The sequence below is a fragment of the Mesorhizobium cantuariense genome, assembly GCF_042647205.1.
In the GTDB taxonomy this organism is placed as follows: domain Bacteria; phylum Pseudomonadota; class Alphaproteobacteria; order Rhizobiales; family Rhizobiaceae; genus Mesorhizobium; species Mesorhizobium cantuariense.
Genome location: NZ_JBHRVD010000001.1, coordinates 6459533 through 6474493, shown reverse-complemented (window position 1 = coordinate 6474493; position 14961 = coordinate 6459533). Strand labels below are relative to the sequence as shown.

10 protein-coding genes are annotated in these 14961 nt (G+C 63.8%); 5 read left to right on the top strand and 5 right to left on the bottom strand.

The genetic code is table 11. From position 1 onward, the window contains the following. Positions 1-27 precede the first annotated feature (27 nt). On the top strand, positions 28-1602 hold the full coding sequence (locus ACFOJ9_RS31705; RefSeq protein ID WP_378985005.1) for an alkaline phosphatase D family protein: 1575 nt from the start codon (positions 28-30) through the stop codon (positions 1600-1602). 50 nt (positions 1603-1652) lie between these two features. Here ACFOJ9_RS31705 and ACFOJ9_RS31700 read toward each other — a convergent pair whose 3' ends face one another. Beyond that, entirely contained in the window at positions 1653-1934 is a 282-nt protein-coding gene (locus ACFOJ9_RS31700; protein WP_378985003.1) for a hypothetical protein, read from the bottom strand. A gap of 197 nt (positions 1935-2131) precedes the next feature. Here ACFOJ9_RS31700 and typA point away from each other — a divergent pair, with 197 nt between their 5' ends. Continuing rightward, the gene (gene typA / locus ACFOJ9_RS31695; RefSeq protein ID WP_378985001.1) at positions 2132-3961 is read left to right on the top strand and encodes a translational GTPase TypA; all 1830 of its coding nucleotides are present in this window, start codon (positions 2132-2134) and stop codon (positions 3959-3961) included. A gap of 62 nt (positions 3962-4023) precedes the next feature. On the opposite strand, the gene ACFOJ9_RS31690 is transcribed toward typA, so the two are convergent. Further along, complete coding sequence (locus ACFOJ9_RS31690) at positions 4024-4650, bottom strand: DUF1062 domain-containing protein (protein ID WP_378984999.1); 627 nt, start codon at positions 4648-4650, stop codon at positions 4024-4026. Between the two features lie 395 nt (positions 4651-5045). Between ACFOJ9_RS31690 and ACFOJ9_RS31685 the strand changes: the two genes are divergently transcribed. Next, the gene (locus ACFOJ9_RS31685; RefSeq protein ID WP_128304079.1) at positions 5046-5660 is read left to right on the top strand and encodes a LysE family translocator; all 615 of its coding nucleotides are present in this window, start codon (positions 5046-5048) and stop codon (positions 5658-5660) included. Positions 5661-5762: 102 nt separating this feature from the next. Here the strand turns inward: ACFOJ9_RS31685 and ACFOJ9_RS31680 are convergent, their stop codons facing one another. Continuing rightward, the gene (locus ACFOJ9_RS31680) at positions 5763-6086 is read right to left on the bottom strand and encodes a hypothetical protein (RefSeq protein WP_352865095.1); all 324 of its coding nucleotides are present in this window, start codon (positions 6084-6086) and stop codon (positions 5763-5765) included. A gap of 137 nt (positions 6087-6223) precedes the next feature. Beyond that, positions 6224-6787 carry a peroxidase-related enzyme gene (locus ACFOJ9_RS31675; RefSeq protein WP_378984996.1) on the bottom strand — a complete coding sequence of 188 codons (564 nt, stop codon included), beginning with the start codon at positions 6785-6787 and terminating at the stop codon, positions 6224-6226. Between the two features lie 135 nt (positions 6788-6922). Here ACFOJ9_RS31675 and ACFOJ9_RS31670 point away from each other — a divergent pair, with 135 nt between their 5' ends. Together ACFOJ9_RS31670 and ACFOJ9_RS31665 are read left to right on the top strand one after the other, a co-directional pair. Then, positions 6923-11713 (top strand): NAD-glutamate dehydrogenase, encoded by a 4791-nt coding sequence (locus ACFOJ9_RS31670; RefSeq protein WP_378984994.1) that lies wholly within the window; start codon positions 6923-6925, stop codon positions 11711-11713. 133 nt (positions 11714-11846) lie between these two features. Continuing rightward, positions 11847-13223 (top strand): MFS transporter, encoded by a 1377-nt coding sequence (locus ACFOJ9_RS31665; RefSeq protein WP_378984992.1) that lies wholly within the window; start codon positions 11847-11849, stop codon positions 13221-13223. A gap of 43 nt (positions 13224-13266) precedes the next feature. Here ACFOJ9_RS31665 and purH read toward each other — a convergent pair whose 3' ends face one another. After that, positions 13267-14883 carry a bifunctional phosphoribosylaminoimidazolecarboxamide formyltransferase/IMP cyclohydrolase gene (gene purH / locus ACFOJ9_RS31660; protein ID WP_378984990.1) on the bottom strand — a complete coding sequence of 539 codons (1617 nt, stop codon included), beginning with the start codon at positions 14881-14883 and terminating at the stop codon, positions 13267-13269. Positions 14884-14961 lie beyond the last annotated feature (78 nt).

Here is a 14961-nt window from a genome sequence, read left to right as displayed (position 1 = left end):
ACCGTTCAAGCCATCCAGGAGACAGCCATGAACAAGCTCTCGATGACCCGCCGCGCCTTCGTCACCTCCGCCAGCGCCGTTGGCCTGGCCGGCGTTTCGAGCCTGGCGCTGCCCTACTATTCGCGCGCCAACCAGCGGCCGGCCTTCACCCATGGCGTCCAGTCAGGCGATGTCGACGCAACCAGCGGCATGGTGTGGACGCGCACCGACCGCCCGTCGCGCGTCATGTTCGAGGTGTCGTCGACGGAGAATTTCGCCAATGCGACACGCCTGGCGCCGCTCGATACCTCGCCGGCCAGCGACTACACGGTCAAGCGGCTGCTCACCGACCTCGCTTCCGATCAGGACATCTTCTACCGCATGACATCAGCCGATCTCGCCGACATCAACGCCGTTTCCGAGCCGATCACCGGCCGCTTCAGGACGGCGCCGGCCTCGAAACGCGACATCCGCTTTGCCTGGTCGGGCGACACCGCCGGCCAGGGCTGGGGCATCGACGAGACCGGCATGAAGACCTACGCCACGATCGGCAAGCACACGCCCGACTTCTTCCTGCATTCGGGTGACACCATCTATGCCGACGGCGCCATGAAGGACGAGGTCGACCTGCCGGGCGGCGGCAAGTGGAAGAACGTCGTGCTGATCGACGGCAAGCGCAAGGTCGCCGAGACGCTGGACGAATACCGGGACCAGTGGAAATACAACATGATGGACAGGAACGTGCTCGGCCTCAGCGCCATCTGCCCGACCTTCTACCAGTGGGACGACCACGAAGTGCTGAACAACTGGTCGGATTCGAAGGACCTCAGCGCCGACAATCGCTACACGGAGAAATCCATCCACGTGCTGGCGGCCCGTGCGGCACGCGCCTTCCATGAAATGACGACGATCCGCTACGAACCGTCCGAGCCCGGCCGCGTCTATCGCAAGATTGCCTACGGGCCTCTGCTCGACGTGTTCTTCCTCGACATGCGTTCCTATCGCGGACCCAACGGTCCCGATATGCAGGATGAGATGGCGCCACAATCGCGCATCCTGGGCGAACAGCAGACGAAATGGCTGAAGCGCGAACTGGCGAATTCGAAGGCGACCTGGAAAATCATCGCCGCCGACATGCCGCTTGGCCTCGTCGTCTGGGACGATGGTACCAAGAAGGTCGGCGCCGAAGCGGTCAGCAATGGCGATAATGGTCTGCCAAAAGGGCGCGAGCTCGAGATTGCCGACCTGCTGCGCTTCATCAAGAATGCCGGCATCAGCAACACCGTCTGGCTGACCGCCGACGTGCATTACACGGCCGCGCACTACTACAACCCGGACAAGGCGCAGTTCCAGGAGTTCAACCCGTTCTGGGAATTCGTCTCAGGCCCGATCCACGCCGGCACGTTCGGTCCCAACGATTTCGACATGACGTTCGGCCCGGAGCTGAAGTTCATCAAGGCGCCGAGCGCCGAGCAAGGCCAGAACCTGCCGCCCTCAGCCGGCCTGCAATTCTTCGGGCTGGTCGACATCAACGGCGCCAGCGAACAGATGACGGTGCGGCTGATGGATCGCGACGACAACGAACTCTACAAGGTCACGCTCGACCCGGTGCGGTCGGCGTAAGCGCGCGGTCGGTTGGAAAAGCGTGTCGCGCGCGTCATGCGCGCGGCATCTTAATCCGGATAGCAGACCATCGGAATATTCGGCCACACGGCACTGTCGCAGTTGGCGCTGACCTGCCGCTGCTTGAAGACGGCGCTGACCGGGCCGGTCACCATCGGGTCGACGCCATCGGGTGCATCGGCAAAGGTCTGTTCGGCTGTCTGCGTGTCGGGCTGCGCAACAGGGCGCGCCTCGCGCAGCGACGCGGCCGACTGCGCGGCGTTGGCCGCCAGCAGGATGGCAAAGGCTGCGGACGCTATGAGCGGCCAGAATCGGTTGAGTTTATCGGTCATGACGTTCGAACTGCCCGGGCCCCGAAAGGTTCCCGCCTTGGTTAACAAAATCATCTCACACGCAGATGCTTAAGATTTGATGAGTATTTGGTGTCGCGCTTCCTCTTTCGCAACTGCGAAAAACCCTGTATGAGCCGCGCAACCGAAAGAGGCAGCGCCTTTTGGCCTGCTGCCTGCAACGCTTCCGAGACCTGAACATGAAAATCCGTAATATCGCGATCATCGCGCACGTCGACCATGGAAAAACCACCCTCGTCGACCAATTGCTCCGGCAATCCGGCTCCTTTCGCGACAACCAGCGCGTCGCCGAGCGCGCCATGGATTCCAACGACCTCGAAAAGGAACGCGGCATCACCATCCTGGCCAAGGCGACCTCGGTCGACTGGAAGGATACCCGCATCAACATCGTCGACACCCCCGGCCACGCCGATTTCGGTGGCGAGGTCGAGCGCATCCTGTCGATGGTGGATTCGGCCATCGTGCTGGTCGACGCCGCCGAAGGGCCGATGCCGCAGACCAAATTCGTCGTCGGCAAGGCGCTCAAGGTCGGCCTGAAGCCGATCGTCGTCATCAACAAGATCGACCGTCCGGACGCCCGCCATGTCGAAGTGGTCAACGAGGTGTTCGACCTGTTCGCCGCCCTCGATGCTACCGACGAGCAGCTCGACTTCCCGATTCTGTACGGTTCAGGCCGTGATGGCTGGGTTTCGGAAAATCCGGAAGGACCGAAGGACCAGCAGTTGGCGCCGCTGTTCGATCTCGTCATCAAGCATGTGCCGGCGCCGACCGTGCATCCCGGCCCGTTCCGCATGATCGGCACCATCCTGGAAGCCAATCCGTTCCTCGGCCGCATCATCACCGGCCGCATCGAGTCAGGCACGCTGAAGTCGAACCAGCCGGTCAAGGTGCTGCACCATGACGGCACGCTGGTCGAAACCGGCCGTATCTCCAAGATCCTCGCTTTCCGCGGCCTCGAACGCCAGCCGATCGAAGAAGCCCAGGCGGGCGACATCGTTGCCATTGCCGGCCTCTCGAAAGGCACCGTCGCCGACACGTTCTGCGATCCGGCTGTGAGCGAGCCGCTGCATGCGCAGCCGATCGATCCGCCGACCGTGACCATGTCGTTCCTCGTCAACGATTCGCCGCTGGCCGGCACCGAAGGCGACAAGGTGACCAGCCGCGTCATCCGCGACCGCCTGCTGCGCGAGGCCGAAGGCAATGTCGCGCTGAAGATCGAGGAATCGCCCGATAAGGATTCGTTCTTCGTCTCCGGCCGCGGCGAATTGCAGCTGGCCGTGCTGATCGAGACGATGCGCCGCGAAGGTTTCGAGATCGCCGTGTCGCGTCCGCGCGTCGTCATGCAGAAGGGCGAGAACGGCGAATTGCTGGAGCCGGTCGAGGAAGTCGTCATCGACGTCGACGAGGAGCATGCCGGCATCGTCGTGCAGAAGATGTCGGAGCGCAAGGCCGAGATGGTCGAGCTGCGTCCTTCCGGCGGCAACCGTCAGCGTATCGTCTTCCACGCACCGACGCGCGGCCTGATCGGCTACCAGTCGGAATTGTTGACCGACACGCGCGGCACCGCCGTGATGAACCGGCTGTTCCATGCCTACGAGGCCTACAAGGGCGAGCTGCCCGGCCGTACCAACGGCGTGCTGATCTCCAACGAGCAAGGCGAGGCGGTGGCCTACGCCATGTGGAACCTGGAAGACCGTGGCCCGATGGTCATCGACCCGGGCGTCAAGGTGTATCAGGGCATGATCATCGGCATCCATTCCAGAGACAACGATCTCGAAGTGAATGTGCTGAAGGGCAAGAAGCTGACCAACATCCGCGCCGCCGGCAAGGACGAGGCGGTCAAGCTGACCCCGCCGATCCGCATGACGCTGGAACGCGCGCTGGCCTGGATCCAGGACGACGAGCTGGTCGAAGTGACGCCGAAGACCATCCGGCTGCGCAAGCTCTATCTCGATCCGAACGAGCGCAAGCGCTTCGAGAAGTCGGCCAAGGTGGTCGGCGCGGCGTAAGCTTTCTATTTTTCCAACAACCGAGAGGGGCGGAGCAAACCAGTGTTCCGCCCCTTTTTCGTTCATCCACCGGCAGCCGAGATGATGGCCTGCCGATCGGCCTCGCCGGACAGATCGAAGCGAATCATCATCCCCTCGCGGGCCGGCTTGCGCAGGGCCTTCGCCCCGTCCCGGCCAAGGACCAGCAATCGCTTCTCTTCCAGCGTCTGAAGCCGTGATCGCGAGATGCCGAGTTCGCCGGCGAGCAGCCGGTCGAGCCGGAGCGATGTCGGCATTTCGAGCTTGAGCTGGAGTTCCAGCATGGTCGCGGCGTCCCTTGTGTCGCCGAGCCTCTGCTTGTCAACGTTGACATCGGGAAACTCTTCGACACGCCCGATCCGGTTTCGCAGCGCGACCACATCGAAAGCATGTCGCCGGGCGAGCGCCGGGTCGTTGCTTTCGAGCGCCTGCAGCAACATAGGCTCGAGGTCGCGGCGGTTGCAGCGCTCGAAAATGCCGAAATTCCAGGAATTGTCGCAGTCGATGCAGCGGTAGATTAGCCAGACGTCGATGCGTTTGCCGTTGGCGTTGACGCGGAATTTTCCGCTGCTGCAATAGGCCTTCACAGTGCCGCAGCGATTGCAGTTGATGAGCGGTCGAGGTGCGGTCGTAGGCGCGATCGCCCAGTGCATACGCAGAAGTCCAGACATGCCGATAAGCCCTTCCCGTCGGGAAGTTCATCAGGCCGGCGATGTCGAGATGCCCATGCGGGCACGGCGTGGCGAGAGGCTGCGGTTTTTGGAAATCAGGTGTCACGGGCAAAGCCGCGCGACGCGGTTCAGCAGTGCCAAACCGGTCTCGAACCGCCGCCCAGAAGAACACATGGAAATGAAAACAGGCACCGCGAATGCGGTGTCATGCCTTGTGTCGGGGGAGTTGACGAGACCGGCGGTTACGTAGGCAAAGTGAAGCTCAAAATTGTTTCGCGGCGGCCTTTCTAGCCGCGAGATGCCGGACCGGCAAGCGCCTTTTTGTCGGTGCTACCGCAGCTGAGCCACTTGCGCTAATGTCTGATATCGAAGGTTTTCAACCAGAGACCCTGGCCATGCACCTTACATCGCTCCTCATCTTCGCCGCCGCTTTGTTCGTTGCCGCCGGCTCGCCTGGTCCGTCGATCGCCGCGCTCGTCGCGCGCGTCATCTCGAAGGGGTTTCGCGACGTGTTCCCGTTCCTGCTCGCCATGTGGATCGGCGAGGGCATCTGGCTGTCGCTGGCGGTGTTCGGGCTGGCTGTGGTGGCGCAGACCTTCCATTTCGCCTTCGTCGTCGTGAAGTGGGTCGGCGTTGCCTATCTCGCTTACCTTGCCTGGAAGATGTGGACCGCACCCGTCGACGCGAAAGAGGGCGAGATGCCGCGCGAGGATTCTCCGGCAAAGCTGTTCTTCGCCGGCATGGCGGTGACGCTCGGCAACCCCAAGATCATGATGTTCTACCTGGCGCTGCTGCCGACCATCATCGACCTCGCTTCGGTCAGCATCGTCGGGTGGGTCGAGCTGACGGCGACCATGGCCGTGGTACTGGTCGCCATCGATCTCGCCTGGGTGCTCGCTGCATCACAGGCGCGCAAGCTTTTGAAGAGCAAGCGCGCCATGAAGATCGCCAACCGCGTCAGCGCCACGACGATGGCCGGCGCGGCGGCGGCCATCGCGGCGCGATCCTAGGACATGCTCCCGAACCGAAGGACCGCGTCAGCGAAAAGCGGGAACCGTTTTTTTGCTTCGCTGACCTTCGGCAGGAGAGATCATGCTTAAACAAACGCCGCGTCACATCATTTCAATGATCGGCGCGATCTCGACGCTGAAACCCGGGTCCATCAGGATTGGGCAATCCTTGGCCTTGGCTACGGCGTCGTCGATGTCTTTTGCTTCGACGATCGTGTAGCCGGCGGTCGGATTGCTGCCGCCATTGTTCTCGACCTTGCCGCCGGGCAGCACCATCTTCGACATGCCGACCGGATTGCCGCCGTCGACCACGGCCGAGCCGAGCTTGCCGTACCAGCCGTTCCAGGCGTCCATTGCGGCCTTCCGCTCGGCCTCGTCGGTCGGCATCTTGCCCGAGCCATGATAGACGTAGAGATACTTCGCCATGTTCTCCTCCCTTGGTGAGCGGCATCGAACCGGCATGCGGTCATGCCGCCTGCCGATCATCGGACCAAACCGGCAAACAAGCAACGAGAATGCGAAACTGCTAATATAACACCCGACCTGGCCCCAGCTGCTGCGCCTCATCGCGCCATGGCGTGGTATTCATCGTTCGGCCGCATGTCGATTGCCGCCGCCACCCGGTTCGACATGTTGAAGAAGGCCGCGGTCGAGGCGATGTCCCAGATGTCGCGGTCGGTGAAGCCGGCTTTGCGAAGTGCCGCCCGATCAGCCTCGACGATATCAGCCGGTTCTTCCGTCAGCTTGACGGCGAATTCGAGCATTGCGGTCTGCTTGGGCGAAAGATCGGCGGCGCGGAAATTCATCACCATCATCTCGCCGAGCGCCCGGTCGCCGGACAGCTGACGTACCGCCGCGCCATGCGCGGTCAGGCAATAGTAGCAATGATTGATCGAGGAGACGGCGACCGCGATCATCTCGCGCTCCAGCTTCGAGAGGCCGGAATCACCCAGCATCAAATCGTTGTACATGTCGGTGAAAGCGCGCAGCTTCTTGTCGTCGAAGGCGTAGGCGCGCAGCACGTTGGGGACGAGGCCGAGCTTCTCCTCGCATTTGGCGAAATAGGTTTTCGTCGCCTCGCTCAGCTCTCCCTGGCCAAGGTCAAGCGCGGTGATTTTGCCAGTCATGGGTCATTTCTCCTCGTTGGGCGATGTCTTGTCGCCGAATTCCGATATTTCTTTGCAAGCCGTCAAACCTTTGTCGCCAAACAGCGGTCATCTGCTACCATAGTCGTAAAAGCATTGACGGGAGGGAAGTGCGTCATGGCCAGCGTGAAATCCGCGAGCAAGCCGAAGAAAAAAGCCACGGCAGCGACAAAAGCGGAGGAAAGGCCAGCCAGGCTTGCCGACTATCTGCTCGCCCGCGCGCCGGCTGAGGACATCGCCACCTATGAGGTGGCCGACCTCGAACGCGCCGCCGATCTCGCCGGCAAGGCGATTGCCGTTCACAAAAAAGGCGAGTGCGTCGTCGCCGTCGATGCCGATTCCGGCGTTGCGCGAGACGGCCGCCCGGTGACCGTTATCACGGTAGTCAACGACAACATGCCGTTCCTGTTCGATTCCATTCTCGGCGAGATCACCGAGACATCAGGCGAACCGACACTGGTCACCCATCCGGTCATCGTGGTGCGCCACGGCAAAGGCGGTGTGGACGAAATCCTCGGCGACGGCAATTTCGCCAAGGATGACGGCAATCACGACCGGCTGAGCGTCATCCATGTCCACATTCCGCGGCTGACCGCCGAGCAGGCGAGCGGATTGACCGAGCGGCTGCGCAAGATGCTCGGCCAGGTTCACGCCGCCGTCCACGACTGGAAGCCGATGCTGGCCCGCCTCGACCAGGCGATCTCGGAGTTCCGCTATTCGGCGGTACCGCTCGACAAGAAGAGCGTTGCCGAGGCGATCGCCTTCCTGGAGTGGCTGCGCGACGACAATTTCACATTCCTCGGCATGCGTGAGTTCAAATACACCGGCGGCGAGGAAAGCGGCACGCTGGAGCGCGCCGACAAGCCCGGTCTCGGCATCCTGTCCGATCCCGACGTGCTGGTGCTGAGACGCGGCACCGAAGCGGTGACGACGACGCCCGAAATCCGCGCCTTCCTGCATGGGCCGGAGCCGCTGATCGTCACCAAGGCCAATGCCAAATCGTCCGTGCATCGCCGCATCTATCTCGATTACATCGGCGTCAAGACCTACACCGCCAAGGGCACGCTTGCGGGCGAGTTGCGCATCGTCGGCCTGTTCACCTCGACCGCCTACACGCGCTCGGTGATGAAGATTCCGTATCTCAGGTCCAAGGCCGAAACCATCATCGCCAAGTCCGGCTTCGACAGGCACGATCACTCCGGCAAGGCGCTGATCAACGTGCTGGAGAGCTATCCGCGCGACGAACTGTTCCAGGTGCCCGTGCCGGTCCTGAGGAAGCATGCCGCCGCCATTCTCGGCCTGGTCGAGCGGCCGCGGGTGCGGGCGCTGGTGCGCGCCGACCAGTTCGACCGCTTCGTTTCGATCCTCGTCTTCGTGCCGCGCGACCGCTACGACAGCGTCGTGCGCGAGAAGATCGGCAGCTATCTGAAGACCGTGTTCGAAGGCCGGCTGTCGGCCTATTACCCGGCCTTCCCCGAAGGCGGGCTGGCGCGGGTGCACTTCATCATCGGCCGCTCCGGCGGCAAGACGCCGAAGGTCGAGCAAGCGACGATCGAGGCGGCGATCCGCGACATCGTGCGCACCTGGGAAGATGCCCTTTCCGATGCGGCGGAGGCCAGTGGCGGCGACCAGGCGTTGAAGAGCATCGCCGCGCGGCTGCCGGAAAGCTACCGCGATTCGTTCAGCGCGGCGGTGGCGCTGGCCGATGCCGGGCGCATCGCGAAGATCAGCGCCGGCAATCCGATCGCCATCGACTATTATCGCCATGCCGAGCAGAAGCCGCACCAGGCGGCGCTGAAGATCTATCACCACGGCAGCCCCGTCGCGCTGTCACGCCGCGTACCGGTGCTGGAAAACATCGGCTTCCGCGTCATCAGCGAGCGCACTTTCGAGGTCGGCGACGACCAGTCCGGCTTGGTCTTCATCCACGACATGGAGTTGGAAAACAGCTACGGCAAGCCGATCGACCTTACCGATGGCGGCGCGCTGTTTGAGGACGCATTCCTGTCCGCCTGGCGCGGCGACGTCGACAATGACGGCTATAACGGCCTTGCCCAGACCGCCGGGCTGTGGTCGGGCGAGATCACCATCCTGCGCGCCTATGGCCGCTATCTGCAGCAGGTAGGCATTCCGCAAAGCCAGGATTTCATCGCCGCCGCGCTCAACCGCTATCCCGACATCGCGCGTGGCCTGCATGCGCTGTTCATCGCCCGGCTTGGCCCGACGGCGGAGACCGGGGGCGTGGTCGCGGCAAAACATCTCAAGGCCAAGATCAGGGATGCGCTGGAAGACGTCCCCAACATCGATGACGACACCATCATCCGGCGCTATCTCAATCTGATCGAAGCCTCGCTGCGCACCAATCATTTCGTTGCCGATACGAAAGAGAAAGGCCAGTCACTGGCAATCAAGCTGGACTCGCACGCGGTCGAGGGATTGCCGGCGCCGCGGCCGTGGCGGGAGATCTTCGTCTACGGATCCGAGGTCGAAGGCCTGCATCTGCGCTTCGGCCCGGTGGCGCGTGGCGGCCTGCGCTGGTCTGACCGCGCCCAGGACTACCGCACCGAGGTGCTCGGCCTGGTCAAGGCGCAGCAGGTCAAGAATGCCGTCATCGTCCCTGTCGGTGCCAAGGGCGGCTTCTATCCGAAACAGCTGCCGATGAGCGCCGGCCGCGACGCGATTTTCGAGGCCGGTACTTCGGCCTACAAGAACTTTGTCTCCAGCCTGCTGTCGATCACCGACAATATCGGCCTCGACGGCGTCATCCCGCCGGCCGGCGTTGTCAGACGCGACCCTGACGATCCGTATTTCGTCGTTGCCGCCGACAAGGGCACGGCGACCTTTTCCGACACCGCCAACGCGATCTCGGAGAAGCACGGCTTCTGGCTCGATGACGCTTTCGCCAGCGGCGGCTCGGCCGGCTATGACCACAAGAAGATGGGCATCACCGCCAAGGGCGCCTGGGAAGCGGTCAAGCGGCATTTCCGCGAGATCAACCGCGACATCCAGACGTCGTCCTTCACCGTCGTCGGTGTCGGCGACATGTCCGGCGACGTGTTCGGCAACGGCATGCTTTTGTCGCCGAAGACCAGGCTGATCGCCGCCTTCGACCATCGCGATATCTTCATCGATCCCGATCCCGACATGGCGGCGTCGATGGCCGAGCGCGAGCGCATGTTCGCGCTGCCGCGTTCGAGCTGGCAGGACTATGACAAGACGAAACTGTCGGAAGGCGGCATCATCGTCTCGCGCAACCAGAAGTCGATTACCTTGCCGGCGGCAGCTGCGGCTGCGATCGGCTTGGCCAAGACCACCGCCACGCCGGTCGAAATCATGACCGCGATCCTCAGGGCGCCGGTCGACCTGTTGTGGTTCGGCGGCATCGGCACGTATTTGCGGGCATCGACCGAAACAAACGCCGAGGTCGGCGACCGTGCCAACGATGCCATCCGCATCACCGCGCTCGACGTGCGCGCCAAGGTGATCGGCGAGGGTGCCAATCTCGGCGTCACGCAGCGTGCGCGCATCGAATTCGGCCTGAATGGCGGCCGCTGCAATTCCGACGCCATCGACAATTCGGGCGGCGTCAACTGCTCCGACGTCGAGGTCAACATCAAGATCGCGCTGGCGTCCGCCATGCGCAGGGGATCGTTGACGCGGCCGGCACGCAACAAGCTGCTGGCCGAGATGACCGAGGAGGTCGGCTCGCTGGTGCTGTCCAACAACTACCAGCAGACGCTGGCGCTCTCGATCGCCCGCAAGCGCGGCCTCGCCGACATCGCGCATCAGAGCCGTTTCATGACCGCGCTGGAGGCGCGCGGCCTGCTCAACCGCACTGTGGAGACGCTGCCGTCGCCGGCGGCACTCGCCGAGCGCGAAGCGCGCGGCGAACCGCTGACCAGGGCCGAGCTCGGCGTGTTGCTCGCCTATGCCAAGATCGTGCTGTTTTCCGACATCGTCGCCAGCGACGTGCCTGACGACGGGCATTTCGATCGCGACCTGATGGGTTATTTCCCGGACCGGATGGCGAAGAAATACGCCGCCGAGATCAACGGCCACCGGCTGCGCCGCGAGATCATTACCCGCGTCGTCGCCAATGACCTGGTCAATCGCGGCGGCCCGTCCTTCGTCAACCGGCTGCAGGAAGCCACGGGGCGCACCGCCGCTGACGTGGTGCGCACCTTCGCGGTTGTGCGCGACGGCTTTGCCCTGCCGGGGCTCTATCGCGAGATCGACGCGCTCGACAACCAGATCGACGGCCAGGTGCAGCTCGATCTCTATCAGATGGTCAGCCGGCTGATCTATGTGACCAGTGGCTGGTATCTCAAGAACGATGCCCGCACGACACCGCTTGGCGAGCGCATCACTGAGCTGCAGGAAGCGCGCAAGGCGCTGGAGCCCAAGCTCGTTTCGCTGCTGCCGGCCTTCTCGCGCGAGCGGATCGAGGAGAAGCGGCACGGGCTGTTCAAGAGCGGCGCGCCGGAAAGGCTGGCCGAACAGCTGGCGCTGAGCGAGGTGGCGGAACTCATCCCCGACATCGCGCTGACGGCCCGCACCGCCGGCGCCGACATCGTTGCCGCGGCCAAGGCGTTCTTCGCGGTCAGCGATGCCTTCCGCATCCCGCGTGTCGAGGACGCGGCGCGCTCGATCACGCCCTCGGACTATTACGATCAGCTTGCGTTATCGCGTGCCACCGACACGATCGGCTCGGCACGGCGCGGCATCGCGGTGGCGGCACTCACCGGCCACGCCAAGACGGCCGATCCGGTGGCGGCCTGGCTGGAAGCCGGGGGCGAGCGCGTGGCTCGCATCCGCGAGCGGCTGCAGGCGCTGACCGAGGGCGGCGACATCACCGTATCGCGGCTGTCGGTCGCGTCTGGGCTGATGAGCGATCTGACGGGGATGTGAGCGAGATTCGCTTGGCGAGGTTGGCGCTGCCCGTTCGGCTGGAACAGCGCCAATCGCAGTCGTTTGCATGAGCACGGGAAAACATGCAGACATGATGCCAACCGCCAGTGTTACGAAGGCGATCGGAGGGGACATGACCGAGGTAGCAGTGCAGCGTGCGTCCGGGCGCGGCATCTGGGGATGGATGCTGTTCGACTGGGCGGCGCAGCCGTTCTTCACGGTCGTGACCACCTTCATCTTCGGACCCTACTTCGTCTCGCGCATGGCGAGCGATCCGGAAACCGGCCAGGCGGCCTGGGGCTACGGCATCGCCGCGGCGGGCCTTGTCATCGCCGTGCTGTCGCCCATCCTCGGCTCGATCGCCGACCAGACCGGGCCGCGCAAGCCATGGATCGCGTTCTTCGCCGCTGTCAAGATCACCTGCCTTTGCCTGCTTTGGTTCGCGGCCCCCGGTTCGAGCCTTTTCATGGTCGTCTTCTTCTTCTCCCTGGCGTCGGTCGCGGCCGAGTTTTCGACGGTGTTCAACGATTCGATGATGCCGCGCCTGGTGCCGAAGAGCGAGATCGGCCGGGTTTCCAACATGGCCTGGGGCCTTGGTTATCTCGGCGGCATGATTGCGCTGATCTTCGTCGTCGCCTGCCTGGCCGGCTCGCCGGAGACCGGCAAGACGATTATCGGTATCGACCCGCTCTTCTCGCTAGACCCAAAACTCGGCGAGGACGCGCGCGCGACGGGGCCTTTGTCCGCAGGCTGGTACTTCCTGTTCATCCTGCCGATGTTCTTCTTCACCCCCGATGCCCTCAAAGGCCTGCCGATCGGCCCGGCGGTGCGAGAGGGGCTGGCGGAGCTGAAAGTAACGCTGGGTGAGGTGCGCAAGCGCAGCGGTATCTTCCGCTTCCTCGTCGCCCGCATGATCTATCAGGACGGCGTCAATGCGCTGCTGGCACTGGGCGGCACCTTTGCGGCTGCAATGTTCCATTGGTCGATCACCGAGATCGGCATTTTCGGCATCATTCTCAACGTCGTCGCCATCTTCGGCTGCCTGGTTGCAGCCCGTCTCGACACGGCGCTTGGCTCCAAAACCATCGTGATGATCTCGCTTGTCCTGCTCAGCATCGCCACGATCGGCATCGTCTCGACCGGACCGGGCTACACGTTGTTCGGCCTCTGGATGATGCCTGGGCCGGACGGTGGCGGCCTTTTCGGTACGGCGGCGGAAAAGGCGTACATCTTCTTCGGCCTGTTGATCGGCGTGGCTTTCGGGCCGGTGCAGGCGTCGTCGCGGTCCTACATGGCGCGCAGCGTCACGGCGGCAGAATCCGGCCGCTATTTCGGCATTTATGCGCTGGCCGGGCGGGCTACCAGTTTCCTGGCGCCGTTCATGGTCGCATCCGTCACCCTGGCCAGCGGCTCGGCGCGGCTCGGCATGGCGGTGATCGTGCTGTTCCTTGGGATCGGCATGGCGATCCTGGTCAAGACGCCCTATCCGGCGGACCGGCCAAGCCAATAGCTGCTTTTCCTTCTCCCATGTGGGGGAAGGAAAAGGCGCTAGACTAATGCCGGAAATGCCTGATCCCCGTAAACACCATGGCGATGCCGTGCTCGTCGGCGGCGGCGATGACGTCCTTGTCGTTCATCGAGCCACCCGGCTGGATGACGGCGGTGGCGCCGGCGGCGATCGCCGACAGCAATCCGTCGGCGAAGGGGAAGAAGGCGTCGGAGGCGACGACCGAGCCCTTGGTCAGCGGTTCGGCGAGGCCGGCGGCCTCGGCGGCGTCGAGTGCCTTGCGGGCGGCGATGCGTGAGGAATCGACCCGGCTCATCTGGCCGGCGCCGATGCCGACGGTGGCGCTTTCCCTGACGTAGACGATGGCGTTGGACTTGACGTGCTTGGCGATGCGGAAGGCGAATTTCAGGTCGGCCATTTCGGCCGGCGTCGGCGCCCTCCTGGTCACCACTTTCAGTTCGAGGTCGTCGACGACGGCGTTGTCCCGGCCCTGGACGAGCAGGCCGCCGGCGACGGATTTGACCGTCGTGCCCGGCGTGCGTGGGTCCGGCAGCCCACCGGTGACCAGCAGGCGCAAATTCTTCTTCGCCGCGACGATGGCCGCTGCCTCGTCGGTGGCGCCGGGCGCGATGATCACCTCGGTGAAGGTCTTGACGATCTCTTCGGCCGCCTCGGCGTCGAGGATGCGGTTGACGGCGATGATGCCGCCGAAGGCCGAGACGGGGTCGCAGGCCAGCGCCTTGGCGTAGGCCGCCTTCAGCGAGGCGCCTTCAGCAACGCCGCACGGGTTGGCGTGCTTGATGATGGCGACGGCGGCGGAAAGGTCGGGGTCGAACTCGCCGACCAGTTCGAAGGCGGCGTCGGTGTCGTTGATGTTGTTGTAGGACAACTGCTTGCCCTGCAGCTGGCGCGCCGTGGCGACGCCCGGCCGCTTGTCGCCGTTGACGTAGAAGCCGGCGCTCTGATGCGGGTTCTCGCCATAGCGCATCACCTCGACCAGCCTGCCGCCAAAGGCGCGCCACGTCGGGTGTTCGATCTCGAGCGCCTCGGCGAACCAGCCGGAAATCGCCGCGTCATAGGTGGCGGTGCGGGCAAAGGCCTTGGCCGCCAGCTTCTTGCGGAAATCCAGCGACAGCGAGCCGATGTTCATCTCCAGCGCGTTCAGCACCGAGGCGTAGTCGCCGGGATCGGTGACGATGGCGACATAGGCGTGGTTCTTGGCCGAGGCTCGGATCATCGCCGGTCCGCCAATATCGATGTTTTCGACGATCGATGCGTAGTCGGCGCCGGAGCGGCGGACCTCCTCGAACGGATACAGATTGGAGACGACGAGATCGATCGGCTCGATGCCGTATTTGCGCATCGCCGCGGAATGCTCCGGGTCGTCGCGCACGCCAAGCAGCGCGCCATGCACGCTGGGATGCAAGGTCTTGACGCGGCCATTCATGATCTCGGGAAAACCGGTGAGTTCGGAGACGTCGCGCACCGCCAAGCCCGCGTCAGTGATCGCCTTTGCCGTGCCGCCGGTCGAGACCAGCTCGACACCGGCTGCTGCCAGTGCTTTGGCGAAATCGATGAGGCCGGTCTTGTCGAAGACGGAGAGCAGGGCGCGGCGCACGGGAACGAGGTCGGGTGCGGGAATGTTCTTGGCGGCGACGGCCATGGGCTGGCGGCCTTTCACGGCTGGTGTGATGGATGCCCGCGCCCGTAGCACAGGATGCCCGGAAATCAAACCGGCGGT

Bases quoted from the DNA above. Each gene is read 5' to 3' on its own strand.
- purH (WP_378984990.1), bottom strand. From the start codon at position 14,883: ATGGCCGTCGCCGCCAAGAACATTCCCGCACCCGACCTCGTTCCCGTG.
- ACFOJ9_RS31680 (WP_352865095.1), bottom strand. From the start codon at position 6,086: ATGGCGAAGTATCTCTACGTCTATCATGGCTCGGGCAAGATGCCGACC.
- ACFOJ9_RS31675 (WP_378984996.1), bottom strand. From the start codon at position 6,787: ATGACTGGCAAAATCACCGCGCTTGACCTTGGCCAGGGAGAGCTGAGC.
- ACFOJ9_RS31700 (WP_378985003.1), bottom strand. From the start codon at position 1,934: ATGACCGATAAACTCAACCGATTCTGGCCGCTCATAGCGTCCGCAGCC.
- ACFOJ9_RS31690 (WP_378984999.1), bottom strand. From the start codon at position 4,650: ATGTCTGGACTTCTGCGTATGCACTGGGCGATCGCGCCTACGACCGCA.
- ACFOJ9_RS31705 (WP_378985005.1), top strand. From the start codon at position 28: ATGAACAAGCTCTCGATGACCCGCCGCGCCTTCGTCACCTCCGCCAGC.
- ACFOJ9_RS31670 (WP_378984994.1), top strand. From the start codon at position 6,923: ATGGCCAGCGTGAAATCCGCGAGCAAGCCGAAGAAAAAAGCCACGGCA.
- ACFOJ9_RS31665 (WP_378984992.1), top strand. From the start codon at position 11,847: ATGACCGAGGTAGCAGTGCAGCGTGCGTCCGGGCGCGGCATCTGGGGA.
- typA (WP_378985001.1), top strand. From the start codon at position 2,132: ATGAAAATCCGTAATATCGCGATCATCGCGCACGTCGACCATGGAAAA.
- ACFOJ9_RS31685 (WP_128304079.1), top strand. From the start codon at position 5,046: ATGCACCTTACATCGCTCCTCATCTTCGCCGCCGCTTTGTTCGTTGCC.